The organism is Paenibacillus sp. Paensp111, from assembly GCF_059492195.1.
This window is the reverse complement of sequence record NZ_CP168527.1, coordinates 2,250,756-2,275,697: the sequence shown is the minus strand read 5'-3', so window position 1 is coordinate 2,275,697 and position 24,942 is coordinate 2,250,756. Positions and strand designations below refer to the sequence as shown.

At 48.8% G+C, this 24,942-nt stretch carries 31 protein-coding genes; 5 read left to right on the top strand and 26 right to left on the bottom strand.

Translation table 11 applies throughout. The annotated features are described in order from the left end of the window. Positions 1-370 precede the first annotated feature (370 nt). A complete protein-coding gene (locus ACEN86_RS10610; protein WP_495630613.1) occupies positions 371-1,261 on the top strand; it encodes a LysR family transcriptional regulator in 891 nt (296 codons plus the stop codon). Positions 1,262-1,269: 8 nt separating this feature from the next. Here the strand turns inward: ACEN86_RS10610 and ACEN86_RS10605 are convergent, their stop codons facing one another. Together ACEN86_RS10605 and ACEN86_RS10600 are read right to left on the bottom strand one after the other, a co-directional pair. Further along, positions 1,270-1,869 carry a MarR family winged helix-turn-helix transcriptional regulator gene (locus ACEN86_RS10605; RefSeq protein ID WP_495630612.1) on the bottom strand — a complete coding sequence of 200 codons (600 nt, stop codon included), beginning with the start codon at positions 1,867-1,869 and terminating at the stop codon, positions 1,270-1,272. A gap of 88 nt (positions 1,870-1,957) precedes the next feature. Then, on the bottom strand, positions 1,958-2,197 hold the full coding sequence (locus ACEN86_RS10600) for a glutaredoxin family protein (RefSeq protein ID WP_495630611.1): 240 nt from the start codon (positions 2,195-2,197) through the stop codon (positions 1,958-1,960). Positions 2,198-2,459: 262 nt separating this feature from the next. Between ACEN86_RS10600 and ACEN86_RS10595 the strand changes: the two genes are divergently transcribed. After that, positions 2,460-2,876: a VOC family protein gene (locus tag ACEN86_RS10595; RefSeq protein WP_495630610.1), complete on the top strand. Its 417-nt coding sequence runs from the start codon at positions 2,460-2,462 to the stop codon at positions 2,874-2,876. A gap of 78 nt (positions 2,877-2,954) precedes the next feature. Here ACEN86_RS10595 and ACEN86_RS10590 read toward each other — a convergent pair whose 3' ends face one another. From ACEN86_RS10590 to ACEN86_RS10500, 19 genes are all read right to left on the bottom strand, one after another. Continuing rightward, positions 2,955-3,380, bottom strand: a complete 426-nt coding sequence (locus ACEN86_RS10590) for an SRPBCC family protein (RefSeq protein WP_495630609.1) — start codon at positions 3,378-3,380, stop codon at positions 2,955-2,957. 76 nt (positions 3,381-3,456) lie between these two features. Beyond that, positions 3,457-4,413, bottom strand: a complete 957-nt coding sequence (locus tag ACEN86_RS10585) for a sigma-70 family RNA polymerase sigma factor (protein WP_495630608.1) — start codon at positions 4,411-4,413, stop codon at positions 3,457-3,459. 199 nt (positions 4,414-4,612) lie between these two features. Further along, positions 4,613-4,765, bottom strand: coding sequence for a hypothetical protein (locus tag ACEN86_RS10580; protein ID WP_495630607.1), 153 nt, complete (start codon positions 4,763-4,765; stop codon positions 4,613-4,615). Positions 4,766-4,908: 143 nt separating this feature from the next. Further along, positions 4,909-5,217, bottom strand: coding sequence for a hypothetical protein (locus ACEN86_RS10575; RefSeq protein ID WP_495630606.1), 309 nt, complete (start codon positions 5,215-5,217; stop codon positions 4,909-4,911). Positions 5,218-5,405: 188 nt separating this feature from the next. Next, positions 5,406-5,981, bottom strand: coding sequence for a dihydrofolate reductase family protein (locus ACEN86_RS10570; RefSeq protein WP_495630605.1), 576 nt, complete (start codon positions 5,979-5,981; stop codon positions 5,406-5,408). A 209-nt stretch (positions 5,982-6,190) separates the two neighbouring features. Then, positions 6,191-6,754, bottom strand: a complete 564-nt coding sequence (locus ACEN86_RS10565) for a flavodoxin family protein (protein ID WP_495630604.1) — start codon at positions 6,752-6,754, stop codon at positions 6,191-6,193. A 54-nt stretch (positions 6,755-6,808) separates the two neighbouring features. After that, positions 6,809-8,062 carry an ATP-grasp domain-containing protein gene (locus ACEN86_RS10560; RefSeq protein WP_495630603.1) on the bottom strand — a complete coding sequence of 418 codons (1,254 nt, stop codon included), beginning with the start codon at positions 8,060-8,062 and terminating at the stop codon, positions 6,809-6,811. A 36-nt stretch (positions 8,063-8,098) separates the two neighbouring features. Continuing rightward, positions 8,099-8,800, bottom strand: a complete 702-nt coding sequence (locus ACEN86_RS10555) for an MFS transporter (RefSeq protein WP_495630602.1) — start codon at positions 8,798-8,800, stop codon at positions 8,099-8,101. After that, positions 8,794-9,312, bottom strand: coding sequence for an MFS transporter (locus tag ACEN86_RS10550; RefSeq protein WP_495630601.1), 519 nt, complete (start codon positions 9,310-9,312; stop codon positions 8,794-8,796). Before ACEN86_RS10550 ends, ACEN86_RS10555 begins: the two co-directional genes overlap by 7 nt. Then, positions 9,302-10,243 (bottom strand): transketolase family protein, encoded by a 942-nt coding sequence (locus ACEN86_RS10545; RefSeq protein ID WP_495630600.1) that lies wholly within the window; start codon positions 10,241-10,243, stop codon positions 9,302-9,304. The genes ACEN86_RS10550 and ACEN86_RS10545 overlap by 11 nt, the downstream gene beginning before the upstream one ends. Next, positions 10,240-11,049, bottom strand: coding sequence for a thiamine pyrophosphate-binding protein (locus ACEN86_RS10540; RefSeq protein ID WP_495630599.1), 810 nt, complete (start codon positions 11,047-11,049; stop codon positions 10,240-10,242). Before ACEN86_RS10540 ends, ACEN86_RS10545 begins: the two co-directional genes overlap by 4 nt. After that, complete coding sequence (locus tag ACEN86_RS10535; protein ID WP_495630598.1) at positions 11,050-12,897, bottom strand: M20/M25/M40 family metallo-hydrolase; 1,848 nt, start codon at positions 12,895-12,897, stop codon at positions 11,050-11,052. Then, the gene (gene argC, locus ACEN86_RS10530) at positions 12,897-13,946 is read right to left on the bottom strand and encodes an N-acetyl-gamma-glutamyl-phosphate reductase (RefSeq protein WP_495630597.1); all 1,050 of its coding nucleotides are present in this window, start codon (positions 13,944-13,946) and stop codon (positions 12,897-12,899) included. Before argC ends, ACEN86_RS10535 begins: the two co-directional genes overlap by 1 nt. Then, on the bottom strand, positions 13,943-15,046 hold the full coding sequence (locus tag ACEN86_RS10525; RefSeq protein WP_495630596.1) for a DegT/DnrJ/EryC1/StrS aminotransferase family protein: 1,104 nt from the start codon (positions 15,044-15,046) through the stop codon (positions 13,943-13,945). Before ACEN86_RS10525 ends, argC begins: the two co-directional genes overlap by 4 nt. After that, positions 14,992-15,264, bottom strand: coding sequence for a hypothetical protein (locus ACEN86_RS10520; protein ID WP_495630595.1), 273 nt, complete (start codon positions 15,262-15,264; stop codon positions 14,992-14,994). Before ACEN86_RS10520 ends, ACEN86_RS10525 begins: the two co-directional genes overlap by 55 nt. Continuing rightward, positions 15,261-15,923: a degT/DnrJ/EryC1/StrS aminotransferase gene (locus tag ACEN86_RS10515; protein ID WP_495630594.1), complete on the bottom strand. Its 663-nt coding sequence runs from the start codon at positions 15,921-15,923 to the stop codon at positions 15,261-15,263. Before ACEN86_RS10515 ends, ACEN86_RS10520 begins: the two co-directional genes overlap by 4 nt. A gap of 23 nt (positions 15,924-15,946) precedes the next feature. Beyond that, a complete protein-coding gene (locus tag ACEN86_RS10510; protein WP_495630593.1) occupies positions 15,947-16,840 on the bottom strand; it encodes a RimK family alpha-L-glutamate ligase in 894 nt (297 codons plus the stop codon). A 10-nt stretch (positions 16,841-16,850) separates the two neighbouring features. Continuing rightward, positions 16,851-17,024 (bottom strand): lysine biosynthesis protein LysW, encoded by a 174-nt coding sequence (locus ACEN86_RS10505; RefSeq protein ID WP_495630592.1) that lies wholly within the window; start codon positions 17,022-17,024, stop codon positions 16,851-16,853. 337 nt (positions 17,025-17,361) lie between these two features. Further along, positions 17,362-17,889, bottom strand: a complete 528-nt coding sequence (locus ACEN86_RS10500) for a hypothetical protein (RefSeq protein WP_495630591.1) — start codon at positions 17,887-17,889, stop codon at positions 17,362-17,364. A 206-nt stretch (positions 17,890-18,095) separates the two neighbouring features. Between ACEN86_RS10500 and ACEN86_RS10495 the strand changes: the two genes are divergently transcribed. From ACEN86_RS10495 to ACEN86_RS10485, 3 genes are all read left to right on the top strand, one after another. Further along, a complete protein-coding gene (locus ACEN86_RS10495; RefSeq protein WP_495630590.1) occupies positions 18,096-18,791 on the top strand; it encodes a L,D-transpeptidase family protein in 696 nt (231 codons plus the stop codon). 142 nt (positions 18,792-18,933) lie between these two features. Beyond that, positions 18,934-20,028 carry a hypothetical protein gene (locus ACEN86_RS10490; protein ID WP_495630589.1) on the top strand — a complete coding sequence of 365 codons (1,095 nt, stop codon included), beginning with the start codon at positions 18,934-18,936 and terminating at the stop codon, positions 20,026-20,028. 26 nt (positions 20,029-20,054) lie between these two features. Next, on the top strand, positions 20,055-20,606 hold the full coding sequence (locus ACEN86_RS10485) for a PspA/IM30 family protein (protein ID WP_495630588.1): 552 nt from the start codon (positions 20,055-20,057) through the stop codon (positions 20,604-20,606). 82 nt (positions 20,607-20,688) lie between these two features. On the opposite strand, the gene ACEN86_RS10480 is transcribed toward ACEN86_RS10485, so the two are convergent. From ACEN86_RS10480 to ACEN86_RS10460, 5 genes are all read right to left on the bottom strand, one after another. Then, positions 20,689-22,191 (bottom strand): alpha/beta hydrolase family protein, encoded by a 1,503-nt coding sequence (locus ACEN86_RS10480; protein WP_495630587.1) that lies wholly within the window; start codon positions 22,189-22,191, stop codon positions 20,689-20,691. Positions 22,192-22,364: 173 nt separating this feature from the next. After that, the gene (locus ACEN86_RS10475; RefSeq protein ID WP_495630586.1) at positions 22,365-22,817 is read right to left on the bottom strand and encodes a MarR family winged helix-turn-helix transcriptional regulator; all 453 of its coding nucleotides are present in this window, start codon (positions 22,815-22,817) and stop codon (positions 22,365-22,367) included. Between the two features lie 14 nt (positions 22,818-22,831). Then, positions 22,832-23,239 carry an SRPBCC family protein gene (locus ACEN86_RS10470; protein ID WP_495630585.1) on the bottom strand — a complete coding sequence of 136 codons (408 nt, stop codon included), beginning with the start codon at positions 23,237-23,239 and terminating at the stop codon, positions 22,832-22,834. Positions 23,240-23,398: 159 nt separating this feature from the next. After that, positions 23,399-24,166 (bottom strand): ABC transporter permease, encoded by a 768-nt coding sequence (locus ACEN86_RS10465; protein ID WP_495630584.1) that lies wholly within the window; start codon positions 24,164-24,166, stop codon positions 23,399-23,401. A 2-nt stretch (positions 24,167-24,168) separates the two neighbouring features. Further along, positions 24,169-24,927 carry an ABC transporter ATP-binding protein gene (locus ACEN86_RS10460; RefSeq protein WP_495630583.1) on the bottom strand — a complete coding sequence of 253 codons (759 nt, stop codon included), beginning with the start codon at positions 24,925-24,927 and terminating at the stop codon, positions 24,169-24,171. Positions 24,928-24,942 lie beyond the last annotated feature (15 nt).

Genomic DNA, 24,942 nt, shown 5'->3' with positions numbered 1-24,942 from the left:
ACTCCCTTCATGTGTACTAAAAGCGATTATAACAACTCCGTTGAATTGCCAAAGCTCTCTGGCAACATGTCCGATAGATCTGTGATTGAATTCACTAGTCTAGAGCATGTCCTTTATGATCTTTTCTTGCGAACGAAATAAATAATTCCTGCAACCAGCACAATCACAGCACCTACGCAATAAATAATGGCGTTCATCTTGTCGCCTCCTTCTTCGTTCTGGATAGTTTCATTGTACGATAGGAGATGTTAAATCTTCGTTAAGTCCATGTTCTATTCCCTCGACATTTCCGTCCATCCCGTCAAGTGTGATATTGTCATCGCTACCACTCAAGCTTACAATGGAACTAATTACCGTTTGGAGGGAAGAAATGGAATTTAGACATATGGAGTATTTCACCGCGCTTGCGGAGGAGCTGCACTTCACTCGCGCCGCAGAAAGAGTTGGTATTACACAGCCGTCGCTCAGCCAGCAAATCCGGCTGCTTGAGGACGAATTCGGTACTCCACTCTTTGACCGTATAGGCAAAAAGACCGCTCTCACCGAAGCGGGAGCGATCCTTTTGCAGCATTGCTATCATATTATGCATGAACTTCAGCAAGCCAGAGTCGCCATTCGTTCACTGCAAGGGCTGCAAAGGGGTTCAATGGATATCGGAGCCTTATCCACGCTTGCCACAGCCAAGCTTCCGAGTGTGCTTACAGCCTTTCACCGGGAGTTCCCGTCGATCAAAGTGACCGTTCGCAACCTATCAAGCGAAGAAATCTATGATGCCGTGCTTGAGAATCTTATCGATGTCGGGCTCTGTTATCTTCAGCCTGAGCATGCCCAGCGGGATCAGCTTGAGTGCATTCCGCTTCTCACCGAACGCCTTGTGCTGATTACTCCCCTGCAGCACCCGTTAGCGAACGAGGATGCCCCGCCCCTTAGTGCCATAGCCAGCTTCCCGTGCCTATTACCGGCAGAGCCCTTCCTTCGCCGTATCATCCTAAAGGCTTGCGAGTTAACAGAGACCGAGATCGCACCAGCTATGGAGATAGACAGCCTGGAAGGAATTATCGCCATGGTGCGCGAGGGCTTGGGTTTGGCCATCGTACCTTCCAGTCTGTTGCAAGAAAGTCATTATAGTGGAGTTACCGCCACTCCTTTCGGACAGGACGGTTTCCAGCTTGAGGTTGGGATGGTATACCGGAAGCACAAGTTTTTATGCGCGGCGAGCAGGGTCTTCCTGGAGAGAATCGGCACCGCTTATAGAGCCTAGGTAGTCGGCTATTGGTACTCCGGACACTCCTTCAATGAGGCTTCGTGTGACAAGTAACGTTGCAGCGCCGTACAATAGTGCGGCTTATCATCGCTTCCAGTGTTCGGCCGAAAGTTGGCGCAGCCTCTACAGGGTTCCGCGACCGTCAAGTAGCCCTCCCTCTGCAAGGCTGAAATGACAGCTCCCAGCCCCAATTCCAGCATAGAAAGAGCTTCTGTAGGTAATGAAGCGATCGTACGCTCTAACGCTTCCCCCCACCGTTCGAGTGCCACCATCTGCTGCTTGCCTGCCGCTGTCAAGCGAATGATCGTGCTCCGCCGGTCACCCGGGTGCTGCATCTTGTCAAGCATTCCCTTCACCACCAGCCCATTCACGATCTTCACAGCGGTGACATGGCTTGCGCCGATCGCCTTGGCGAAATGCCCAACCGTAGCCATGTCCTCTCTGGTTTGCCCGGCAAAGAACAGCGCATGCACCTGTACCGGACTTAATCCCTCTGCATCGCTATCCATCTGAGTAATTTTCTTCACAGACTGGCTTACGCGAAATAGTGTCATACTTACCCGGGCGGAGGGCTGCTTTTCCCGGTCAGCTGCATGGAAGAACATCCGGCATCATGCCTCTCGTTAGCAAGAAATTGTACAATGACTTTGATAAAAGCGGAAAGAAGCCGCACTGGGCAGCCCCTTCCCCTAATTAGCTTCCTTTTACAGCGTCCAAGCTCGCACCATAATTGATGTGGTAAACTACCTGATTGATCACGATTGCCGGAACTGATTTCACCCCAGCCTGCTCTGCCTCCTCGATCCGAGAACGGTCGGTACCCAGATGTACGACCTCTACCTCCACCTTCGACGGATCCAGGTATTCCAGAAATACTTGCTCTGCCTCTACACAAACCGGACAACCCGCGTGATAAAATACTCCTTTTGCCATGATACATCTCTCCTCTAAATTTATTATGTAGCCTTGCTACATTTATATCGTAATCGAGCCGCAGATACCAAACAATTCCAAATTTCTAATCATAATGATTGGCTGTGCCTATGACAAAGATGCACCTGCAGAAGCGAAAGTCAATTTTCGTTTCTAAATTTAGCTTCCGAATCCATAAGACCGATTAATTCCCGGATCGTCGATCGTCTATATAAACGAAGTTATAAATGAACACAAAATTTAACGAAGAGGTGTTTTGAAGATGGCACTAATGTCCTTATTCACAAGCTTCAACCTACCAGTAAAAAACGTAAAACAATCGAAAGCATTCTTCACTGGACTCGGATTCGAGCTCAACCCGCAATTCCCCGACAACGAGAATTCGGTAGCCATTATGATCGGCGACAACCTGCAGGTCATGCTGATCAATCATGCATTCTTTAATACGCTCACGGAGAAGGAATCCGTCGATACGAGTAAGTATGCGCAGATGACGATCGCATTGGCCTTCGAGAGCCGGGAAAAGGTCGATGAAATCGTGAATACCGCACTCTCTTTAGGCGGGAAATTACACGCTGAACCTGAAGATCATGGATCCATGTATCATTGGGGCTTCGTAGACATGGACGGTCATCTGTGGGCAATTAACTACATGAACATGGATGGGACACAAGCTTAAAGCTAACGGAAGCACGTTCTTACTAGGGTTCAAAAAGAAAGACGCCGGGTATCTCCCCCGGCGTCTTCTTCGCGATGACTAGTTTTGTTCGGTATAGGATTTAAAATTGTCCATGATCGCTTGCCATCCTGCTTGCTGGAACTCGACGGGATTTGAGCTTTCCGCGTCGAACGTTTCAATGACCTTAGTCTCATTCCCTTGATCAACGAAAGCAATATCCACTCTTCTTCCGTCTTCCATGGTGTAGCCAATCGCCTCATGCTGGTTCACGACATCGTAGACGCCGCCAAAATCAAAGCCCATGCTGCCATCCTTCGCTTCCATCCGTGTCTGAAACTTGCCGCCGACCCGCAGATTGTTGTCGGCTCTCGGCGCATGCCAGTCCTCAGAAGCTTGATTCCACTTCGTGATGTGATCCGGCTCGGTCCAATAGCGCCAAACCTTTTCGACAGGGGCTTGAATGATAGCTTGCACGGTTACTTTCGTAGGTTGATTCGTTTCCATTTTAAATAGACACCTCTCTCATGATATTCGTCATTTGGTTATTCTCAATAATATAGACGTAAGCCAATGACGAAATTCATCGGTCAATTCGCTCAGGAAGCCCAAATCGCGAAAATAATTGCGTACTAATGAAGTTTTGAACGTGCAGGATTTGATTTTCTTTGGTTTCGATGACGTGGATTCCCCAGGGTACCAGGCCAGAGCCTTCTTTGTCAGGCATATACTGGGCCAAAGCCGGATAACCGCCATTCACCGTAATAGGCACAAATCGCGAACTTTCGCAATGCCAGCGAGTAAGCGAAAAGAAAGCGGACAGATCCACTTTGCCGCGGATCCACATCTCGAAGGGCGGCATCGACATGCAGCCTTCCTCGTGGAATAATGCGACGAGCGCAGAAATATCGAATTGCTCGAAGGCCTCCACATAACGGGACAGCAGCTGCTGATCCGGTTGAACGTCCATGCTGCTGAGCTCATCGGAGCGAAGCTCCGCGCGGTCCATCGTCTCTCGGGCTCTTTGCAAGGCGCTGTTCACAGCTGCCGGCGACACCGCCAATGTTTCCGCAATCTGCTTGGAAGACCACTCAAATACATCTTTTAGAATGAGTACCGCGCGCTGCCGCGGAGGCAATGTCTGCAGGAGAGCGATGAAGCATAGTTGAAGGGTATCTCTGCGGACGAGCCGATCCTCCGGATTACCACCAAAGTCGGGAGACGGCCAGATCCAGGCAGAGTCCGGCAATGTGTCGCGCGGCGTGGCGATAGCGACGGCCGGGCCCTGCAGGTCAACAGGAAGCGCACGGCGTTTGGATTGTCTCAGCTTGTCCAAGCATAGGTTGGAGGCAATCCGATAGACCCAAGTTTTGAACGAGGAGTCCTGTCTGAACGTGCTCCAGCTCTGCCAGACCCGAATACTGGTCTCCTGGACGGCATCGTCCGCATCGTCTATGGAGCCTAGCATTCGGTAACAGAACGAGGTTAAGCCCGGCTTCAAGCTTGCAAATAATGTTTCGTCAAATACGGTCTCGTGCATCGCGGCCTCCCTTAACGATCTCCCCGAAGGGTTGTACCTTCATTATATGCATTGAAGCGGACAGCCTCAATCATGATTGGGTGTGCTTTTGTGGCTAAAAAGCCGCACACATAAAAAAGACCACTATGTTCAGTGGTCTTATACTTATTCTGCTGACAAAATATTAGTTTCATCAAAGCAACCATCATTTCAATAGCTATTACTTTGTCTTTTGGGCCGCTCCTCTAGAAGCTTTTGCACCTGCACCAGATACAGCAGCGCCTGTTTCTGTCGCAAATTCCGCATCAAGATTTGGAACGCCATTTTTCTTCCCAACTTGCTTAGAGCTATGTTTCGCATTACTATTCTTCATCTCATTACACCTCCCCATGACGTGAGAATCGGTAATTATCCGAACGGTTTGAGAAAAGCACTGTTTTCTCAAGTAGTATTATGTGATGAGAAGCTTCACTCTATGTATTGCTCATGCAATATGACATTTTCCGTAATAGCTTATTACCCTTCCACGATATCTGCCCGCAGATCAGTTGCAATTTCGATCATGAGGGGCACGATTTCTTGAGCGGAGACGGCTACATACAAATCCCCCATATAGTGTCTGAATGGAATGAGAGCCTCTCCATGTTTCCACATAAAAAAATCCCCATCTATAGACATGGTGCTATCCTCCCCTTTCACGGTCAGCACCGTCTGATAAGTAAAATCAGCCTTGGATGAGAAGTAAAGTTGGCATTCATCCAATGAAATCTCTTGATCAGCAGCATTTGGTTGCATGGATCTCGTAATTCGAAAGCGTTGGTTCATAAATATCCTCCAGAAATAAATTGACCTTGTCCCCCATTACCTTAATCGTTAAGCTGGCCTCTGTCAATGAAGGGTGGATGGGCGTCAATGGATATCGAAAAGGCAGCCGGCTTTTGAGTCGGCTGCCTTCAAATATGTTCATTGAGTTATCGTGATCCCGTTAGCGTCAACTACTTTTGGAGACAAGGTCATCTAACCGTCTGGTAGACGAGGCCAATGGCTCCAGAATCAAATGTCTTGTTTTCGATTAGTTTAAGATTGACCTTCTCCTTAAGACCTTGGAATAACGGCAATCCGCTGCCGATCAAGATGGGAGAAACCGTTATTTTATACTCATCTATTAAGTTAAGCTGCATAAGATAGTGTGCGAGCCTAGGACTGCCGAGGATAACCATATCCTTGCCTGGCTGCTGTTTGAGGTTCTTGATCTCTTCCTCCACATCTTCTTTGACCAGTCTGGAATTGTTCCATTCGGTTTTCTCCAGCGTCGTAGAAAAAACGATTTTGGCTGTCTTTTCGATCCACTCGGCATGATCCAGTTCATGCTGGGAAGCTGATGGATCCGAAGACACAGATGGCCAGTAACTGTGCATCATCTGATAAGTCCCACGTCCCCAAATGACAGTGTCGGCAGTACTCAGAATTTCTCTGGCGTGTTTCTCCAAATCAGCATCGTAGGCAACCCAGCCAATGTCCATTTCACCGTTCGGCCCTTCTACAAAACCGTCAAGCGATGAGTGCAAAAATAGAACAAGTTTTCTCATTTTCAGCAGTTCTCCTTTGTTCATGAGGGATATGTACATTAATTACTTATAGGGCATTTCACTTGGGTACCCACTTTTTGTAATAGCTCCATTATATAGCAAAAAAGGTACAGCCCGCTTCAATTTTCTTGAAGGTCTGTACCATTACTTAGAAAAAAGCCTTTCTCAGCGGCCACGTGATCTAGTGACCTATCTGCTTGTGCTTGCCGTTACTGATTCCCAGCCGTTAACCTTTTCTCCGCGTGCCACTTTTTCCGAATTTGCTCCACAGCAGCCAAAGCATTTACATCCTCCAGAATGTCTCCCGGCCGATTCGCCTTACCTAGAATATATCCTTCATACCTCGTGCCCGTAAAATCAAAAATGTACTGGAATTGCTGGACCAGCGGAATTCCCTTAAGATGGGGGTCGTCATCGCCGATGCCAATCACCCAGGCCGATTTGTCCCCAAACTTCGCCAGAAATCCATCCTTGTCTTCCCGGAGCGACTGCGACCAGCGGTCAATGAAAGTCTTGGTAAGCCCGGAAGCCCCATACCAGTAGATGGGCGTTGCGAACACAAGCTTATCCTTCGCCAGCACCCGATCTATGACCGCCCGGTAATCGTCTTCAGGATACGGTTCTTTCTTTGCATGACGGTAATCCTGAATCGGTTCAATCTTGTAATCGGCCAAATAGATATGATCAGCCTCGAATCCTTCTGTTAACCGCTTGGCTAACTGCTCCGAGTTCCCGTCTCTTCTTGAGCTTCCATAAATAACAGCTATACTCATAGGTTAGCTCTCACCCTCTGTACTATATAATTAATTACAATCCTCTTCCCTATGCTAAGCGATCACCGCTTGACTCCGGTAGACAACCTTCAAACCTTCAAGCAAGGAAAGCGCTATTTGTTTGGCTTCTTGTGGCGTATCACTTTCGACTATGAAATAAGCAAGTCGGTCATCTGAACTCTTGGCCTGGGCAATAGGATCACCGGGCACTGCTGTGACATGAGCGCGAACGACAGCTGGATGCTCCGGCAGCAGCTCGAATCCATCAATCCGTTCGAGCACACCGTCACGTTCTGCAGTGACGTAAGCGATCGATGCCGCCCGGACATGCTTCTTCTCAAGTGAGATCGGAAGGTCCAGATAATAATTTACTGTCGCTGCAAAAATATCAACCCCGAAAGCCAGCACCAAGAGATCCGAGGAAATGTTATCCCCGCCAGGTCTGCCGTTCACTTCGATAATCCTTGGACCAGTCGGCGTAAGCTTTATCTCGACATGACTAGGTCCGTTCGTAAGTCCGATCGCTCCAAGCGCGTCAACAGCCGTTCTAATTATATCTTCCTGTTGGTCAGTAAATGACGGGGATGGCAGGGTATGGAGCGTCTCCACGAAATATGGCAGAGGCGTCGTCAGTTTTTCGGTCACGGCCGCGAATAAAGGTTCGCCACTTTGCAAGAACAACTCCACACTGAATTCCGGTCCATGCAAATATTGTTCGATCAAGTACTCCTCCCGCACTTTGAAATCCATATATGTCACTTTGAAATCAACAATGATGTCCATAGCCCTCTGAAGCTCTGCCTTGTCGTTAATAAAATAAACATTTTGGCTGCTGGCGCAGTTAGTTGGCTTCAGCACGACCGGATACCCGATTTCGTCGGCCGCATTGGCCGCTTCTTCAAATGTTTTTACTTTGCGGAATTTCGCACTTGGCACGTCATGTTCGGCATATGCCTGTCTCGCCAAATCCTTGTTCCGCGATTTCAGTGCTGCTTCATAGGGCACACTCCTGAGGCCAAGCCTCTGCGCGACTTTCGCTGTCAGGTGAGAAGCGTAATCCGTAGCCGGAATTAGCGCATCCAGCTTACCCGCATAGGGCGATTCGGTTATCGCTTGGTAGAGCGATTCTTCGTCTCTTATATCCGCAACGATTAGGTCATGGTAGATGCCTTCATATCCGTATTTGACCGGATTATCCTTGGACGACACGATCGAAATGACCTGGTGCCCCTGTTCGTAGGCTGCTTTGGCGAAGCTGACACCATAAAAGCTCGGCTCGACAAACGCCACCGTTTTAACCGTTGACATGTTATTCACTCCTTTACAATTATTAATTAAGAGAACTTATGCCTCTATCGTATGTTTCTGCGGCGACTGGCTGTTCAGGATGTAATAGACGATGAGTCCGGCGAACATCAAGCCTGCCATCAGGATAAAGCCGAGGCCTGGCGAGTACCGGTCGATGACAACACCTAGTCCCGTGGCCGAGACGGTCTGCAGAAGCAAGGAAATGCCCATCCAGACTGAAGTCGCGCGCCCCATATACGATTTGGAGACCGACTCCATTAGTGCGGTGGTGATCAGAATACGCAGCGAGGAATTCGTTAGACCGATGAGTACGCTTCCGATATAGAGTAGAATAACGGTCGAATTAAAGGCAATGGCGACGAGATTCAAGACAGATATGAGGAAAATGATCAGAATCGTTCCATGCTGGGTCAGCTTTCTCGCTAGTGGAGCAGCCAAGAATCCGGACATCAAGCCTCCTAATCCGTAGCACATATCCGACAGCCCGAATACAATCGAATCCCCTTGAACCGACGTGCTGACATAACCCGGTAGTACCACGTTGAACACCATGGTCGACACAAGCGGGATGATGGACACGATGCCCAGTACGAATATAGAAGGCCTCTTCGCCAAGTACCCAATGCCAGCCTTAAACGATGCAATAAACGAAGCATCGGCTTCCTCGGATGTCAAAGCAGAATAGGAGATCCGGCTAAGAAAGAGGCTGCTCACGAGAAAAGCCGCGGCGTTCAACAACAAGATCGCTTCAAAGCCGATATATTTATACAGGAAGCCGGATAGCCCCCCGCCATGAACATGCCGACCTGAAGGCTGATCTCAATTAAGGAATTGCCCTTGATCAGCTCATTCTCAGGCAGCAGCTCCTGCACGAGGCTGCGTGAAGCTGACATGTAGAGCGCCCATCCCATGCCGTTCACCACGGCAAAGGCGTACAAATACACGACGTGGAATCCGGTTCCAAAGAACGCGCTGGCAATCAGCAGAAGAGCGGCAGCTCTTACAACATTGGCCCATAGCAAAATCGTCTTCCGGTTCCACTTATCGACAAACGTCCCAGCGAAAGCCGAAATAAGAAATCCGGCAATCACATTTAAAGAAAGCATTAGCCCTACAGCAGTAATCGAACCCGTCCGGTCCATTAGATACCAATTAGCACCAATCGTGCTCATGCCTACGCCGAAGCCGGATATGATGTCCGAGATAAAATAGTTGCGAAACCTGTTCGTCTTTAGCACGCTAAATACCATTCGGACCTCCTACTAGAGACTGGATTTGCTGCCGCAGTGGCTCGAGGCCAAATCCTAAATCGGCAAGCACTTCCGCATGCGTCCCCCCATATGTCGGCCACTGTTCTCCGCAGTCATGGGAATACACGGGGTGCTCAGGCATTAATAAGGCCAGATAGGATGCGGTTCCACCGGTCGCCCGGTGCTCCTCGACGACAAGGAACCGATCGGCTAACGCCTTTAACGGCTCTACGTAAGCTTTCAAACTTTGACTATCGATGTAACATGCATGAGCGTGCGCGACAAATTCAAATTCCTTAGTTAGCGTCTTGCACAGTTCCGTTGCTTGTTCCCCGACGGAAATCAGGCATAGCCCCGCTCGGACTTCCTCACTCCTGTCTTCGATAAGCAGATCACAGCAAGAACTATCCGAAGCGCGCGGCATGCTTTCGAACGCGTCATTGCGGGACAGACGAATATAATACGGTTCCGTGGAAGCAGCCGCTTCGCGGATGACTCTCCTCGTCTCCTCTTCCCCATGCGGACAGGCAATCCGGATATTTTGAAAGGACTGGATGACCGCGATGTCCTCCAAGGCATGATGAGTCGTGCCGAACCATCCGCCGGACACGCCGCCGTATGGAGCGACGAGCTTCACATTTTTCCCCATGTAGCCCATTGATAGCTTAACGCTCTCTGATGCCCGCAATGCCGCGAATGCGGCGAAGGTAGAGATGAACGGGACATATCCCGCTTCAGCAAGTCCGGCTGCGATATCCACGCTCGCTAGCTCCGCGATGCCGAGATTGAGAAACCTTTCTGGATGACGGACATGAAAAGGATGGTTTTTACCCCGTAGATCCGCCTCGAGGCAAATAATTCGTTCTTCGGTATCCGCGAGCTTGGCAAGCTCGTCCTTATAGGCATCCCTTCCTGACAAGGTCGCAGTCATGATAGGCTCACCTTCCATCTTTTCGCCAGATTGGCGGGGATTTTGGCATAGTGTGCATCCGGATTTCCCTCGAGCACGGCAACACCTTTACCTTTGATGGTCCGAGCTAGAATGGCAAGCGGCTTCTCACTGTCCGGCTTGAGAGCGGAGAAGATGGCATCATGCCGGTGTCCGTCAATTTCCCGAACAGCAAACCCGAACGCCTCGAAGCGCTCCCTCAGATTCCGGATTGGCGAAATGTCTTCGACGTACCCGTCGTTCTGCCCACCGTTGCAATCAACGATATAGATGTAATTCGACAGCGACCTCGCCTGGGCGATTTGTGCCGTTTCCCAGATCAAACCTTCCTGCAGCTCACCATCCCCACCGATCGCGATGCCGAGTCCACTGGTTCCCTGCAGCTTTTGCGCCAGAGCCCAGCCAACCGCGTAAGCGACGCCATGCCCCAGGCTCCCCGTTGCAAATGGGATACCCTGCAGCTTATGATTCGGGTGCCCTGTATAGAGCGAGCCCTGCTTGCCGTAGGTCTCCGCTGGATTGGAGGGTAATTTCCCATGAACATACAGCGCCGCATATAGGGCCGCCGCCGCATGCCCTTTGCTTAGGATGACGGAGCTGTTCTTGTCATGTCCGTATTTGGACAAAGCTGTAACCAGCAGATCGATAACCGACAGACTTCCTCCGATGTGGCAGCCTGTTGGCGTGGCCGCCATATCAATGATTAGCTTCCTTGCTTCTTTAGCCAATTCGGTTAGTGACGGAATCACAATTTCCTGTTCTCTGAATACAGGTATCGACTGTTCCATTTAATCCTCCGTTCGCAGTCGGAACCATTCATTTACAGCTTCTCTCAGAATGGCCCGCGAAGATTCTACTTCCCCGTAGTGCAAATACTCGTCGTTAGTGTGATCCAGACTCGAATCGCCCGGGCCATAAGCTACCATGGGAACGGTTGACCAAGCCGACGCCAGCGTATTCATGTCACTCGTTCCCCGTTTCTTCAAGTAGCGAATCGACTTCCCATGCTTGGCGAAGCTTCGGACAAAAGCCTTCACCAGCGTATCCGAACGCGGATTAGCAAAACCCGGAGTCGCGCGAAGTACTTCGACCGTAATCGCATCACCGAAGGAAAGATCGACTTTGTCCTTATAGCCGTTGCCGGCTTCGGGCGAGATTCTGAAATTCAAGATCGCGGTAACCGTGATATAACCGCGCTCATTGCGAAGTTCGATATCGATCAAGGACGACAAGCCCTGAGGATCAATATCCCGAACTCTGCCGCGAATGTCGGCTGCGACTTGGTACAGCTCGTCGATGGCGCTTACGGTGTCCTTTGCCGCCGTATGCTCTTGGGCGCGCCTAATAGTTATCCGAAGCTTGAACAATCCGTAATACCCCAGAGTCAAGCTGTCTTCGCCGCTAGGCTCGCCGATAATGACCGCGTCGGCCCGGTAGTGGTCGCGGATGAAGTATGCGCCTTTGGAAGACGAGATCTCTTCCTCCACGGCGCCTATGACAAGCAGCGAACCGTTCTCGGGCACCTCAGCTTCCCTCAGCATATGGACGAAATTAACGAAGCTGCCTTTGGCGTCCACGACACCTCTTCCGGCAAGTCCTTCAGCGTTCGATCGAACAGGCCACACGTAAGGAACTGTGTCAAGATGGCCCAGAAGTAGTAGCGTGTGAGGTCCACTTCCTCTGCGGAACACAATGTTGCCGGCGTCGTCAACGTGCCCGGTCACAGAGGGGTCTTGAATCTCGCCAAGCAAGAACCGGGCAAGCTCGTGTTCGTCCTGGGATACGGAGGGTATGCGGACAACCTTGTTCAGCAGTTCGAAGGCGGCGGGAGCGCGTTCACCTTGCCAGAACCACGTTCGGCCCCCTCTCTCTAGCGAGTGCGGACCGGAGATATTTACGTCGCAAATTCCACGTCCGGCCGCCAGCCTTGCCGCTCTTACTTTCTGCTTCATGCGTCCCTGGACAGAAGGGAGCTCTTCGTCCCCGTATACATCCGGAATCGTGGAGCCTTCGTCTGCGATATCCTGCAGCAGCCCCGCCGTGCCGGTCACGAAGCGCAGATGATGCGCTTCAAGCTCTACGGCAAGCTCTGCCGCTAATACGTCAGCGTCGATATTAATATACGATGATCGTTCAGGATCCCAGATTGGAGGCGTCAAGCATACAACATCGAAATGATTCAGTGCATCGTGCAGGAACGAGGAATGGCTGTCCGTATATTGTCCAAAGAACGAATCCCGCACGATAACGGTTTTCTCACCTTGGATCGCCTTGATCGGTTTAGCTTTTCTTCCGAGCACAAGCCCGTTGTCGCCGCCAAGCTGTGCAAATGTGCTGAGCCCTTGTTCCTTCAATCGCTCCCGGACCGGCGTCAAAATGTTCTCATAATAGGCGTCGCGGATATAGGGCAGCTCCTCCGGTGAGCAATAGCGTACTTCGTCGCCAGAGGGCAGCGTCAGGAAGGGCATCGGCCGTGACAGGTCTTCGTACTTCTGGCGTATCGCTTCCGCTCCGCCTGCGACGAGCAGGACTTGGTTTCCTCTACGCGAGATACGACCAATCTCCTCGAAGATGAGAGGATGATTGACGATCGTGCTGCTGCCAAGCTTAATTACATATAGACTGCCTTTGCTCATTATGGCCACGCTCCTTCGCCTTCACGGGGCAATCCTTCTTCCTCGGGGAATCCGAAATACAGATTGGCCGCCTGGACGGCTTGCCCCGCCGCTCCTTTAAGCAGGTTATCTATCGTCGCCAAGGACACGCAGTTTCTGCCGTCAACATAAGCTCCAATCTCCGCAAAATTCGTCCCGTTTACCGTCTTGATCATGGGAGTGCCGTTGCCTGGCGGGATGAAATGAAGAAACGGCTTGGACGCATAGGCGCCATAGAATGCTTTTCTCACATCGACCGCGGTAACGCCCTCCTTAAGCAAGGAATATGAAGTTGCCATAATGCCCCGTGGTAAATCCAGACTGTATACGGAAAATTGTAGATCAACCGTTCGCGCCAAATGGTAGGTCAGCGCCTGTTCGATTTCAGGCTTGTGCCGGTGGCCGTGAACTTTGTATGCCCGGAAGTTATTCTTGCGCTCTGCATGATGCTCGCTCGTCGACTTGCCCCCGCCGCTTGAGCCCGTCTTGGCGTCCGTAATAACCCGTTCCTCGATGAGGTCATTCGCTACCAGGGGATACAAAGTATAGATCGTCGCGACCGCCATGCAGCCCGGCAAATTTACGACCTTCTTGCTCCGGTTGATCTCACTGAATTCGGGCACGAAATAATGCCATCCGCCTTCGAAATCATGCTTGAGCGTCTCCGGATAATACCGCTGCAATAATGCCGTATCGGAAATCCGATAATCGCCGCTTACGTTAAAGATGTAGTCCGCATGCTCGGAGATCTGACGGATAAGCTTCGGTAATTCGCCCGTTGGCAGGCATGAGAACACTGCATCGTAATGTCCATCCAGCTCAGAAACCCGGCTGAATTTGAGTCCCCCCGGCTTTTTCCTGTGAATCGAAGCCGTGTAATACTTGTCCACCGGAAGACCGGCATTTGACTCGGATGATATAAAAGTCACTTCGAAGCCGGGATGTCTGCGAAGCAGCCTGTACAGCTCGGCACCAGTGAACCCGCTCCCACCGAGAATGGCCGCTTTCTTCAATTGCGCTGCGCCGCTCATCCTAACCTCGCATCTCTTTCATAGACGACCTTCAAGTCGCCGCTTTGCTCCGCGAGCTCGCGTATCTTATCCGGGTTCGCGTCGACCTTCTTGAATGCCAACGCGTAAGCCTGAATTCGCTCGTATTCGATCGGCGTCCGAAGCTCCCGGCAGATCGTGAGCGTGCTGCGCAGCATTTTCAATGTCTCGGGGAACCGGTTCAGATCGTAACCGAAATCTTGCCGATCCGACAGCGAGAATGGATAGCCATTGCCGAAGCCCCTTCTGTTCTTGAATGGAAGATGGCCGGGAATCGGTACGTTCTGCCATTCCCTCGCGAATACACCTTCTGCATGAATCAGCTGCTCCACCGCATGTTTGACCCGGTAATCCTCCAGGTCCCCAAGCCCTAGACGTTCCGGAGACAGCTTAACGCGATACATATTGTAGCTGTGCTTATAGCCTTCCGGGACGAATGGTCCGCTGAACAGCTTCGTCTCCTTAAGGGCGTTCGTCAAATATTCAGCGTTTCTCGCACGAATCGCATCATAATAAGGCAGCCGATCCAGCTGACTTATTCCGAATGCCGCGGCAATCCAGGACATGCGGTAATCGATACCTGATTCATTAAGGAAAGCGAGCGAGCGCTGGTAGTCTTCCTTCTCCCGGAAGAACGCGATGCCACCTTCGCCTCCGACGGGGAAGTTCTTGTCCGCCATCAGGCTCTGACCCGCGCCATCTCCGATCGAGCCGGCCACTCGGCCGTAGATAGATGCGGAATGAGCATGGGAAGCATCTTCGACAAGCCGCAGCGAATGTTTAACCGCCAGTTGGCGCAAGGCATGCAAGTCGGCTGGCAAGCCATGCACATGGACGGGCATGATCGCTTTCGTCTTGCTGGTGATCGCTTGCTCCACCTTCGAAGGATCCAGACAATAAGTGACAGGATCAATATCAACAAATATCGGAATCGCTTTGGCTGCAACGACCGCTTGAGCAGTCGCTATAAATGTGAAGGCAGGTACAATGACCTCGTCGCCGGGCTCCACCCCAACTCCAACAAGAGCTAAGTGCAGACTCGATGTGCCGCTTGACGTGGCGATTGCGTAATTAGCGCCCACGTAACTGCGGTACGCTTCTTGGAACTCCTCAACGACGCTTTCGCCGTCTTGTGAATGGAGACAAACATTTGGATAACGTCTTCTTTCGTGATAATGGGAAAATTAGTCCTGCGTACATCTTCGGGAATGATGGACGGTCCTCCATCTACAGCGAGCGGAGACCAGATCGATTCCTCAATGGGCAGCTCCAGCGGTTTGCGGATAAAGTCGGTTTTCATGAGGATGATTTCCTCCTTAATAACGAAATCTTAACGCAGGCCGCCACAAGCGGGCTAAGCCTGTAATTGAACTGCACGGCTGGCTGAAGTTCAGGCGCGCTTTCCTCCTGCGTCCACATCGTCTGCAGGTCGAAGGCGCCGAATATTTTGAGCCGCTCGGCCTTCTTCCAGATGAGCTCGTCATTAGACGCAATCGCGGCGACCGGGCCAAAGCCTAGTCCCGTGAAATCTAGGACAAGGACGGGCGACATACCGGCAGAGCTTCGTGCCTCCTGCTCTAACCGGTGGAGATTATGACCATCCACCGTTACCTTGGAATATGCGACCCCCGCATAGGAATCCGTCGTGAGCTGTATACCCAGCCACTTTGCAAACTTCCTTTCCTGCTCGCTGGCATGCTCAAGACGCGCGGTTGAACCGTAGCCGATGTCCTGCCCCCAGAATGCCCCATGAACTGCGCCAGTAAAGCTATTAAACAAAGAAACATATTTGGTATTTGTAAGCTTAGCGATTGACTTTTCCAGTCCTTTTAACTCATGGTCGTTTTTTTCAATGCTCATAATAACGCCAGAATTCAGCACTCTGGACAAGACAAATGATAGTGAAAAATAGTGCTCTTTCTCGATTGGAGCTGCTGGTTTCGTTATGGTGTCCTCCATCTGTAATTGTTCCTCCCCACATACTATGAATTAACTGCTAGGTTTACCTTATTTGTTCTATCTATCTTCTCCTTTACGTAATTGGCAATATGATAGGCGACATCAACGCCATGCACCTTCCATGATTTTGCGAATTCCGGATTCTGATTCACTTCACATACAACGTAACGAAGCTGTTGGTAATCGAAAAATAAATCAGCTCCATAAATGCCTTCTCCTAATACGCTGACCAAATCTCCGCAGATTGCAGCAATCTCGGCATTGATCTCGATCGGTTCGATTTCTGCGCCCAGATGCGTATTCGTCTTCCAATTTTCGGCTGATACCCGGCGAAATGCAGCAATTGGCTTGCGTCCGACAATAACGACACGAATGTCGTAGTCGCCTTTTTCCACGTATTCCTGCACAAGAACGGGAAATGATTGGTGGCTCGGATCGACCGATTCCCTTGCGGCGATCCATCCATCGAGGCATTCCTTTCCTGTTATCCTGGCGATTCCCCGCCCCCATGATGAGGTAGCTGGTTTGATGACGCACAAATTTCCGAAGTCCGATAGTGCGTCGTATAGCTTCGCGGGGGTGAATGCGATTTGATAACGAGGTTGCGGAATGCCTTGTCTTTCAAACACAATTGCCTGATGGATTTTATTCGTGCAAATGGTGATAGCCTTGGCCGAATTCAACGTCTCAAATCCGGCAAGCTCGAGCAGCTGGGAGCGGCTAAGCGCATTTTTTTGGGACAAGCACCGAATAAGGGCCTGTCCGTAGGGCGGGACATCTCCCTCTCCGATGGGTAGATCCATGGAGTCCAAATTTACTTGAACACGGATGTCCAACCGATCAAGATGTTCTACAATAAGCCGCTCTTCTTCCCTTAGCTTCGTGACGCACAGTAGAATGGAGCTAGAATTCTCCATAGGTTTATACCTACTCTCCCCAAGTTTCTTCGATTTCTGGAGCCAAAGCGATGGTGACACGATTCGCTTCAACCTGGACTTCGTGCTCCTGGCCGCAGGAATCGCACTCTACAATTTCTCCCGTGGTCGCGCGCTCTTCTACGTCAATGTCCGACTTGCATACGAGACAGCTTAGCTCTGCCATTCTCCTTGCACCTCCAATTGGTATTAAAAAAATGTATTATAACGGAATATATCCCTTATAACTTACTTGACAGTATAGTCTCGTTCACTTTGTTGAACGCACCATCATTTCCTAATGCGATTCCTTTCTCTTATAATTCCTATCAGTTTAGTTAACTATTTATATTTAAAAGAATACCTTAACTGGATGTATATGGATAATAGGATAAATCTATTTGCAAATAGAAGAAATCAGCATACCTACTTTATATTTACGTTTCTCTTTTTTCAAAGAAAAAAGCCGATCCTATTAGGAACGACTTCAACTGAAATATGTATAAGTAATGAAGTAGCACAAGCTAATTTCTTGATTCCTGTGTTACCCCAGTAACTGCCTGGCGTCTATCAAGTCTCATTACCACTGACGTCATTTTTCGCAGGATGGGATCGAGTCTTGTAATCCAGGATAACTGTTCCATCCTACCGATTAACCAAAGTGTCAATACTAGCCCGATTAGCGAGACCATAACAGCAGCGGGTAATGCCCATATTGAAGCTGGATGGGAAAAGTAAGGAATCAACGAGACGGCTAAGATTGGAGCAGCGTTCCATTGGAACCACTTGATAAGCGAGATTGTAAGGATCGCAGTTGCAAAAAATGATAACACCCCGGAATCGACTGCATAAAAAAGACTTCCAAGTGTCGCGGCGACGATCGCCCCAATAATAATCCTGCCGATATCTTTAATATGACCCTCACGGTGTATAAACAAGAAACTGAATGCGCCGAGAGTCGGGAAAAATACCATCTTCAGCGATGGAATTTGATTGGCTGCACAATAGATAATTGCCAAATAGGAGCAAATGATTAGCGAACGCAGAAACATAAGAAGCGAGATCATCCTTTCTGTCTAACAAAAGCCGAGTTAATTACTCAGCTTTTTATTCTACAGAAGGGCGACGCTTTATGTCAACAAATTTTCACAAAGACGTGAAGGTTAATGTATATTTCAGATGGTTGAATCCCCGTATAAATCAGATTCCGCTGTTAAATAATAGCCAAAACTAAAGCATACCGAAAAGAGATAAAAAAATGAGACGAATACTCTACTCTTTCCACCTCTACACGATTGTATTTTTACTTACATGGGTTTCATTTGAAAATAAACTCTCTTTTGCCGAGCCTACCCTGCCCATTGTGGCGGATGATCAAGGCGATCTCTCCATCGAAGTATATCCTTCTGACCACCTATTGGTTGTACGGTCGAAAGACCACACGATTAAGAAATACAAGGTCGCCGTTGGCAATCCTTCAACTCCCACACCCATTGGAGAATACCAAATCGTGTATAAGGGTAAGGACTGGGGAGAAGCGTTCGGGCCACGGTGGCTGGGATTGAATGTTCCTTGGGGAACCTATGGTATACATGGTACGAACAGGCCATATTCAATTGGACAGCACCTCAGTCACGGATGCATTCGGATGCGTAATCACGATATTTTGGAATTGTTCAATATTGTCCCAATCGGAACAAAAGTTACGATCTACGGCCATGTACTGGGTGATCTTAATCATGATGCAAGAGCATTGGCGGAGGGAGACGTCGGCGGAGACGTTCAATTGGTGCAATCCCGACTAAAAAGTGCGGGATATTATACTGGAATATGTAATGGCAAGTTTCGCTGGGATACAACCTCTGCCCTCAAGAAGTTCCAAAGGGATCACCATCTTACACCAAACGGAGTAGTCTCATCCAAAGTATATGAAGAACTCGGGCTTGTCGAATAGATAAAGGTAAACTTTTGACTGTCCCAGGAAAATACTTCCGGTATAATAATGACATGTGGAAACTAACCCCACTTTCAGCACGTATATTAGATTAATGCTGAAAATGGTGAATGCTAGCAGGTCATTATTTGGAGGTGTCATATTGGGGATTTTTGATTGGATTCGTGAAAGTATTACAGGACAAAAAGTCTGTCCTCCAGAACATCTTGAAAGTTATAAGCGTCTGGGAGAACAAGTATATGGTTTGCATGTGGAGCTCGCGAGATGCGACATGCCCCGAGCTCGTGCATTTCTACAAGCTGCACGAAGCATGCAGACTATGGCAGATGCGCTTTTAGGAGACGCGTTCCTAAGTGTATCAAAAGCGGTGCCGGTTATCACCCATAATCAAGCTGATATTTGGTATGGCAAAATCCCAGACTTGATGGTGGCCACAAGGCAAGAAGCGGTGTTCTCAGATACTGCAGCCATTCAATTGCCCATTCAGCTTGGTCAACAAGAGGAGGGTCCTACCCCCTGCCCCGTCGAACACCTGGCAGGTTTGAGACGTTCTGCGGAACAAATGGATGAGATGACCGCACAGGCTGTTGAATCAATTCGGAATCAAGGGGAAAAGTTCAAGGAAGTTATTCTATTATACGAATCGGCTAAAACACGCAAACAAGCCGGAGATGCAATCGTCGGAAAAATCTCAGACGGTCGTAAAGTATCTGCAGAGAGCCACGAAGATGCCGAGGAGCAGTATTGGATGGCACTTTCGGATTATTTACTTGTCACACAGGGACTTGAAGCACCCGACTTAATTAAGCGTCAAAACCTGAACACCTCCAACAGTTCATTTGCAAATTATCGTTGCAAACTTGATTCGTCTGACATTTGGAAAGTGACTTCGTCTGCCGCAAGAGAAGATATTATTCAGTCTGGCGAATATGCCCAAGCCGTTGAAGACTTGGAAGAACATTGGGGCTCTTGTGACATAACACCGATAGAACGCGAGTATGAAACTACCGTTGAAATGTTACTAAAACAAGGTCTTATCAGAGAAGATGGCTATTGGTATTGCTGTCCCTTCCCTTCCGTGTATAAGGTATCTAGGAAGTCGGTTGATGTGCTTGGTAGGATAATTCCTCAAGGCCATGTTTTTGTATATGAATATGGTGATGATGGAGCGCCTGGAAGGTTTATTACGGCAAATTCTTTTCAAAATGGTGTGGATAGGAAATACTGTGAAGATTAATTAACGAGTTTGAAGGAGGTCAGCCGATGGGGCTTTTTGGCCGCTTTAGAGATCTGTTCAGATCGAATACCCCTCAGGAAGATCATCCACTGCAAGTGCTGAGTGCGTTTATCGAGTCATACACAGAAAAACTGCGTGAACTCTCCGTAACCGTGAACAGATCGGAATCGGAATGGTTGATTCAAAAGGAAAAAATGAATTTGTATACTGTCAATTCAGCTAATTACAGGGACAAGGCAGATCAAGAAGCTAAACTTGGAAATGTGGAGATGGCTAAACACTGGCTAATGCAAGCACATTCACAGGATACTTACTTAGCGAAGTTAGAGCCTGAGGTGGAGAGATTGCAGCACACCACAGATCAATTGAAAGCGACTTTAACCCAACTAGAGCATAAATTACAGACCGCTAAAGAGATGCGGCAGCAATTCACACTTCGACTTGAAGCTGCTAATTCACAGCTACTGATGAACTCAGCTATAAATGAATCATTCTCCTCTTCTGCTCTAGAGCGAGCGCAAGAAGAAACTTTTCTAGCAGAAGCAAAGGCGGAGTTAGTGCGATCACGACCAAAATAGATTGTTTAATTCAAAAAATGCCGCTTATCAACAATGATAAACGGCATTTTAATTGATATATTAGCTTTCCAAGCAAAAAAGTTTATAGTAGCGAGCTAACGAACTTCACCTCCGGATAGCGGCTATCCGGTCCCTTCATTAAGGCTCCTCCTCTATTCTTCAGATACTTATCGAAGAAATGCAGCATATAGGCATTGATCACGGTGTCCGCTCTTTCGGGCGCAATCCTTCCGGTAATGCCCAGCAACTTGAATATCGGAGAAATGAACTGTACATCGGTAAAATTCAAATGCTCCGTCCGGTCGATATAGAGAAATTGCCCCCCTGAAGGAACCGTTTCGCGCATTCGCTCCAGCTCCAGCTTTTTATCTTGTGTAACTTGATCCATCCACTCTCTTGTGTTGCCCATACGTTTAAGCTCTGCCTCCGTGTAGATGTGGTTATCCATCACCAGCTTTAATCTCTCAAATTCGCTTTCCGAGTTGATGAACAAGAACGGCTTACGCAGACCCTCTCTGTCGCGCAGTCGATAAAGCCCCCCATCCATATCGATCCGAGCCGCAATTCGCGGATCGTATGAAGCGTCATACGCCGTCGCTCCGCCGATGGAGTGACCGAATACCCCGACATGATCGAGATCGATCCTCCCTTTTAGATGACTTGGAATCTTCCCCGATTGGATTAACTCGAATTGATCCAGTGTAAATGTCACATCATCGGTTAGAACTTTACCCAGCTTGTCTCGATTCCCACTTTCCATTCGGTAATCATGTTCGGGCGAGAATAGGTTGTCGCTTGTGCTGGTCGTGATGAGCCCGTCCGGGAACTCGGTTGCAAATGTATTGTAGGTGTGGTCGATCACGGCCACGATGTATCCGTGACTCGCGAGATTCTCGGCTTGCGACGTATGAAGGAACCTGGAAGATCCATTACCGGGATTCGCAAGGATCAGCGGGTATGAGGTCTGTGCCGTGGAGACTTCCGCCCCGCGATAAGTATGACTGGACACGTACTTTAGATGTTGAAAAGTAAACCCGGGAAGGCCATAGTTCGCGGCCATATAAGGTAAAATCTCGGTGTCTTGAATAAAGGGTGCATACTTGCCCGTGCCAGCTTGAGCCGGATACCATACCTGAACCATCAGTTCCCTCTTGCCATCTCTTCCTTCTCCGAAAGTTTCTTTTCTATTCGTATCCACGAAATGAAAAGTTTGCGTTCCTACCTTTAACGCGCCTGTCGGTCCAGGTAGTTCAAATACAGGAAAAGCATACATGAGACCTGCGGTTACGACCAACATCATCGCTACAGCGGTATAAGCCAAACTCCATATGAATCGTGGAATTTTGTTAGAGACGGTTCTCTTGAAATAGCTATAACCTGAAACGGCTAAAAAAATGATCGTGATGCAATAAGGGAATAATAGCTGAATTCTGTATCCTTCCACCGTCAAATGGATGACCATGACAAGTGCAGCGACTCCGCTTGCAACAAATACCGGAATTCTACGACGTCCCTTTTTCAGTAGGACTGTTAATGCAAACAAACTGATGTTAGACATGAGTAGCAGCAGCTCAAACAGCCTCATCTCGATTCTCCTTTTAAAAATCTATATTCAACTGTTCCAATCTTATATTTCCAGGCTGATCTACGGTATCGATTTGCCTTACATCTAACTTACAAGTTTGTAACTCGATCTTGTGGAATACAAAAAAAGCCTGACAGAATCAGGCTTTCTTCAAAACGATATGTAGGTAGTCTTTAATCTATCTGCATTCCAGAAGTAACATTTGCCATCTTTCGCAGAGCATCTTTAAACTGTGCCAATTCAGATCCTAGTGTTCCGAAGAACTCCGAATCTATCGTCTCAACAACGAGTATAGCTTTGCTGACCATGTCTAACCCTTGTTGGACAATTTCAATGGAATTGGCCCGGGAGTCTATTGGACTTTGCTTTCTGATTACAAGCCCATTTTTCTCAAGTGTGCGAAGTATTTGCGAGATCGTCATTACATCAATTTCTGACACGCTCGAGATTTTGGCCTGTGTGATATGCTTCTCAAATTGACTTAAATAGTTAAGCGTACAAAGCACAATAAACTGAGGATGTGTGATTCCTAAATCGCTTAATGCTGATTTTATTTTACCGTGCCACTTATTGTACGTTCTAATAAACAGCAATCCTGTTGATTCATCAGCATCGTTCTTGAACATAGAGTTAAATTCCATTATGCTTCAACTACTTTTTTGAGCTTCCACAGCACTTTAGGGAAGTCCGAAAAGATTTGAGTCAATACATTTAAGGCCATCTCATTGTCCTCATCAGAAGTAATGGAATGCTTCACATACAGTTGTCCATCTTCCTCCGTGATATCATGGCAAAAATAAACTGTGCCTACGTCTGGTATAGAGTACTTATCGTGATAGATCTCGTTGTCAACTATCTTAGATAAAACAAAGTCCATGGCAGGCATGTCCTTCAATTTCATTCGCCCTGTAGTTCCTGTTCTTACTTCCGCATCATATTGAAGATCTTCCAAGTCCTCCTCCCATAAGACACGCTTTTCTTTATTAATATAGTGCTCCCAGATTTTCTCTTTGGGCGCATTTACAGCAATCTTAACACCGATTTCCATTGTCGCAGCTCCTTTATAAGTGTATATATTATATGTATACTTACTATATTTCAGAATCCAATCATTGTCAATTAAATAATCTGTTATTCAAAAGGCAAAAAAGCGATGGGTTGGTTACCATCGCCGTCACGCAAAGCCAGAACGAGTGATCTTGCGGCTTTAAGCCTGCTTTTTATACACTCTCATGGCAAAGAAATACGCAGCAAACAAAATCCCGACAAGCCACGCAAGTGCAGCCCATATCTCATTGCCCACAGGCTGACCTGACAACAGCGCACGAATGGATTCTACGATTGAAGTCACCGGTTGGTTCTCGGCGAAGGCACGAACGAGGGTCGGCATCGACTCGGTCGGCACAAATGCCGAGCTGATAAAGGGCAGGAAGATAAGCGGATAGGAAAAGGCGCTCGCGCCTTCCACTGTCTTGGCGGACAGTCCGGCTATAGCGGCGATCCATGTGAGTGCCAGTGTGAATAACACGAGAATACCTGCAACGGCAAGCCAGGACAGGACGCCTGCCGACGAACGAAAGCCCATGACGAGGGCGACAAGAATGATGACGGCAACCGAAATGAGATTGGATACTACCGAGGTTAATACATGCCCCCACAGGACCGTAGAACGCGCAATGGGCATGGAGTGGAATCTCTCTATAATGCCCCGCTGCTTATCCAGGAACAGGCGATAGGCCACATAAGCTACCCCGCTGGCTATTGCCATAAGCAGTATACCGGGCAACAAGTAGTTCACGTAATTATCCGTACCGGTGTGGATGGCACCGCCAAATACATAGACGAACAACAGCATCATCGCGATGGGTGTAATGCAGACCGTGAAGATGGTGTCTATGCTGCGAAGAATATGGCGCATGGAGCGCTCGAGCATAACAGCCATATCGCCGAAAAAGTGATTTTTAGCCGTATCCATTTTTAAATGGCCTCCTTATTGCCGATGATTGCGAGAAATATTTCCTCAAGTGTCGGCTGTTTTTCGACATACTCCACTTGGGTTTGCGGGAACCGCTTCTTCAGCTCCGCGAGCGACCCATTAGCAATGATTCGGCCCCCGTGCAATATGGCAATGCGGTCGGCAAGCTGTTCTGCTTCCTCAAGATACTGTGTGGTCAGGAATACGGTTGTGCCGCCGCCCGCAAGCTCCTTTATGATCTTCCACACCTCAATACGTGCCTCGGGATCAAGTCCGGTAGTCGGCTCATCGAGGAAAATAATTTGCGGTGTACCCACCAGACTCAAGGCAATATCGAGCCTTCGCCGCATACCTCCCGAATAGGTGGATGGATTACGATCAGCGGCATCGGTTAAACCGAAGCGCTTCAGCAAATCGTCCGCTATTTGACGCGGATGATTGAGATGGCGCAGCTTGGCAATCATGATCAGATTTTCCCGTCCGGTAAGCATCTCATCTACCGCCGCAAATTGTCCTGTCAGACTGATCGCACGCCGTACAAGGTCAGGCTGTATTGCCACATCGAATCCATTAATAACGGCATTGCCTCCATCGGGCCTTAAGAGCGTGGCAAGGATTTTGACCATTGTCGTCTTGCCAGCGCCGTTAGAGCCAAGCAGGGCGAAAATCTCACCTCGCTTCACTTCCAAATCGACGCCCTTCAGAACTTCTAAGTCCTTGAAGGACTTTCTAAGACCTTTTACTTCAATTGCTTTCTCCATCCGCTTTCCCCCCTC

Bases quoted from the DNA above. Each gene is read 5' to 3' on its own strand.
- ACEN86_RS10610 (WP_495630613.1), top strand. From the start codon at position 371: ATGGAATTTAGACATATGGAGTATTTCACCGCGCTTGCGGAGGAGCTG.
- ACEN86_RS10605 (WP_495630612.1), bottom strand. From the start codon at position 1,869: ATGTTCTTCCATGCAGCTGACCGGGAAAAGCAGCCCTCCGCCCGGGTA.
- ACEN86_RS10600 (WP_495630611.1), bottom strand. From the start codon at position 2,197: ATGGCAAAAGGAGTATTTTATCACGCGGGTTGTCCGGTTTGTGTAGAG.
- ACEN86_RS10595 (WP_495630610.1), top strand. From the start codon at position 2,460: ATGGCACTAATGTCCTTATTCACAAGCTTCAACCTACCAGTAAAAAAC.
- ACEN86_RS10590 (WP_495630609.1), bottom strand. From the start codon at position 3,380: ATGGAAACGAATCAACCTACGAAAGTAACCGTGCAAGCTATCATTCAA.
- ACEN86_RS10585 (WP_495630608.1), bottom strand. From the start codon at position 4,413: ATGCACGAGACCGTATTTGACGAAACATTATTTGCAAGCTTGAAGCCG.
- ACEN86_RS10580 (WP_495630607.1), bottom strand. From the start codon at position 4,765: ATGAAGAATAGTAATGCGAAACATAGCTCTAAGCAAGTTGGGAAGAAA.
- ACEN86_RS10575 (WP_495630606.1), bottom strand. From the start codon at position 5,217: ATGAACCAACGCTTTCGAATTACGAGATCCATGCAACCAAATGCTGCT.
- ACEN86_RS10570 (WP_495630605.1), bottom strand. From the start codon at position 5,981: ATGAGAAAACTTGTTCTATTTTTGCACTCATCGCTTGACGGTTTTGTA.
- ACEN86_RS10565 (WP_495630604.1), bottom strand. From the start codon at position 6,754: ATGAGTATAGCTGTTATTTATGGAAGCTCAAGAAGAGACGGGAACTCG.
- ACEN86_RS10560 (WP_495630603.1), bottom strand. From the start codon at position 8,062: ATGTCAACGGTTAAAACGGTGGCGTTTGTCGAGCCGAGCTTTTATGGT.
- ACEN86_RS10550 (WP_495630601.1), bottom strand. From the start codon at position 9,312: ATGGTATTTAGCGTGCTAAAGACGAACAGGTTTCGCAACTATTTTATC.
- ACEN86_RS10545 (WP_495630600.1), bottom strand. From the start codon at position 10,243: ATGACTGCGACCTTGTCAGGAAGGGATGCCTATAAGGACGAGCTTGCC.
- ACEN86_RS10540 (WP_495630599.1), bottom strand. From the start codon at position 11,049: ATGGAACAGTCGATACCTGTATTCAGAGAACAGGAAATTGTGATTCCG.
- ACEN86_RS10535 (WP_495630598.1), bottom strand. From the start codon at position 12,897: ATGAGCAAAGGCAGTCTATATGTAATTAAGCTTGGCAGCAGCACGATC.
- argC (WP_495630597.1), bottom strand. From the start codon at position 13,946: ATGAGCGGCGCAGCGCAATTGAAGAAAGCGGCCATTCTCGGTGGGAGC.
- ACEN86_RS10520 (WP_495630595.1), bottom strand. From the start codon at position 15,264: ATGAAAACCGACTTTATCCGCAAACCGCTGGAGCTGCCCATTGAGGAA.
- ACEN86_RS10515 (WP_495630594.1), bottom strand. From the start codon at position 15,923: ATGGAGGACACCATAACGAAACCAGCAGCTCCAATCGAGAAAGAGCAC.
- ACEN86_RS10510 (WP_495630593.1), bottom strand. From the start codon at position 16,840: ATGGAGAATTCTAGCTCCATTCTACTGTGCGTCACGAAGCTAAGGGAA.
- ACEN86_RS10505 (WP_495630592.1), bottom strand. From the start codon at position 17,024: ATGGCAGAGCTAAGCTGTCTCGTATGCAAGTCGGACATTGACGTAGAA.
- ACEN86_RS10500 (WP_495630591.1), bottom strand. From the start codon at position 17,889: ATGTTTCTGCGTTCGCTAATCATTTGCTCCTATTTGGCAATTATCTAT.
- ACEN86_RS10495 (WP_495630590.1), top strand. From the start codon at position 18,096: ATGAGACGAATACTCTACTCTTTCCACCTCTACACGATTGTATTTTTA.
- ACEN86_RS10485 (WP_495630588.1), top strand. From the start codon at position 20,055: ATGGGGCTTTTTGGCCGCTTTAGAGATCTGTTCAGATCGAATACCCCT.
- ACEN86_RS10480 (WP_495630587.1), bottom strand. From the start codon at position 22,191: ATGAGGCTGTTTGAGCTGCTGCTACTCATGTCTAACATCAGTTTGTTT.
- ACEN86_RS10475 (WP_495630586.1), bottom strand. From the start codon at position 22,817: ATGTTCAAGAACGATGCTGATGAATCAACAGGATTGCTGTTTATTAGA.
- ACEN86_RS10470 (WP_495630585.1), bottom strand. From the start codon at position 23,239: ATGGAAATCGGTGTTAAGATTGCTGTAAATGCGCCCAAAGAGAAAATC.
- ACEN86_RS10465 (WP_495630584.1), bottom strand. From the start codon at position 24,166: ATGGATACGGCTAAAAATCACTTTTTCGGCGATATGGCTGTTATGCTC.
- ACEN86_RS10460 (WP_495630583.1), bottom strand. From the start codon at position 24,927: ATGGAGAAAGCAATTGAAGTAAAAGGTCTTAGAAAGTCCTTCAAGGAC.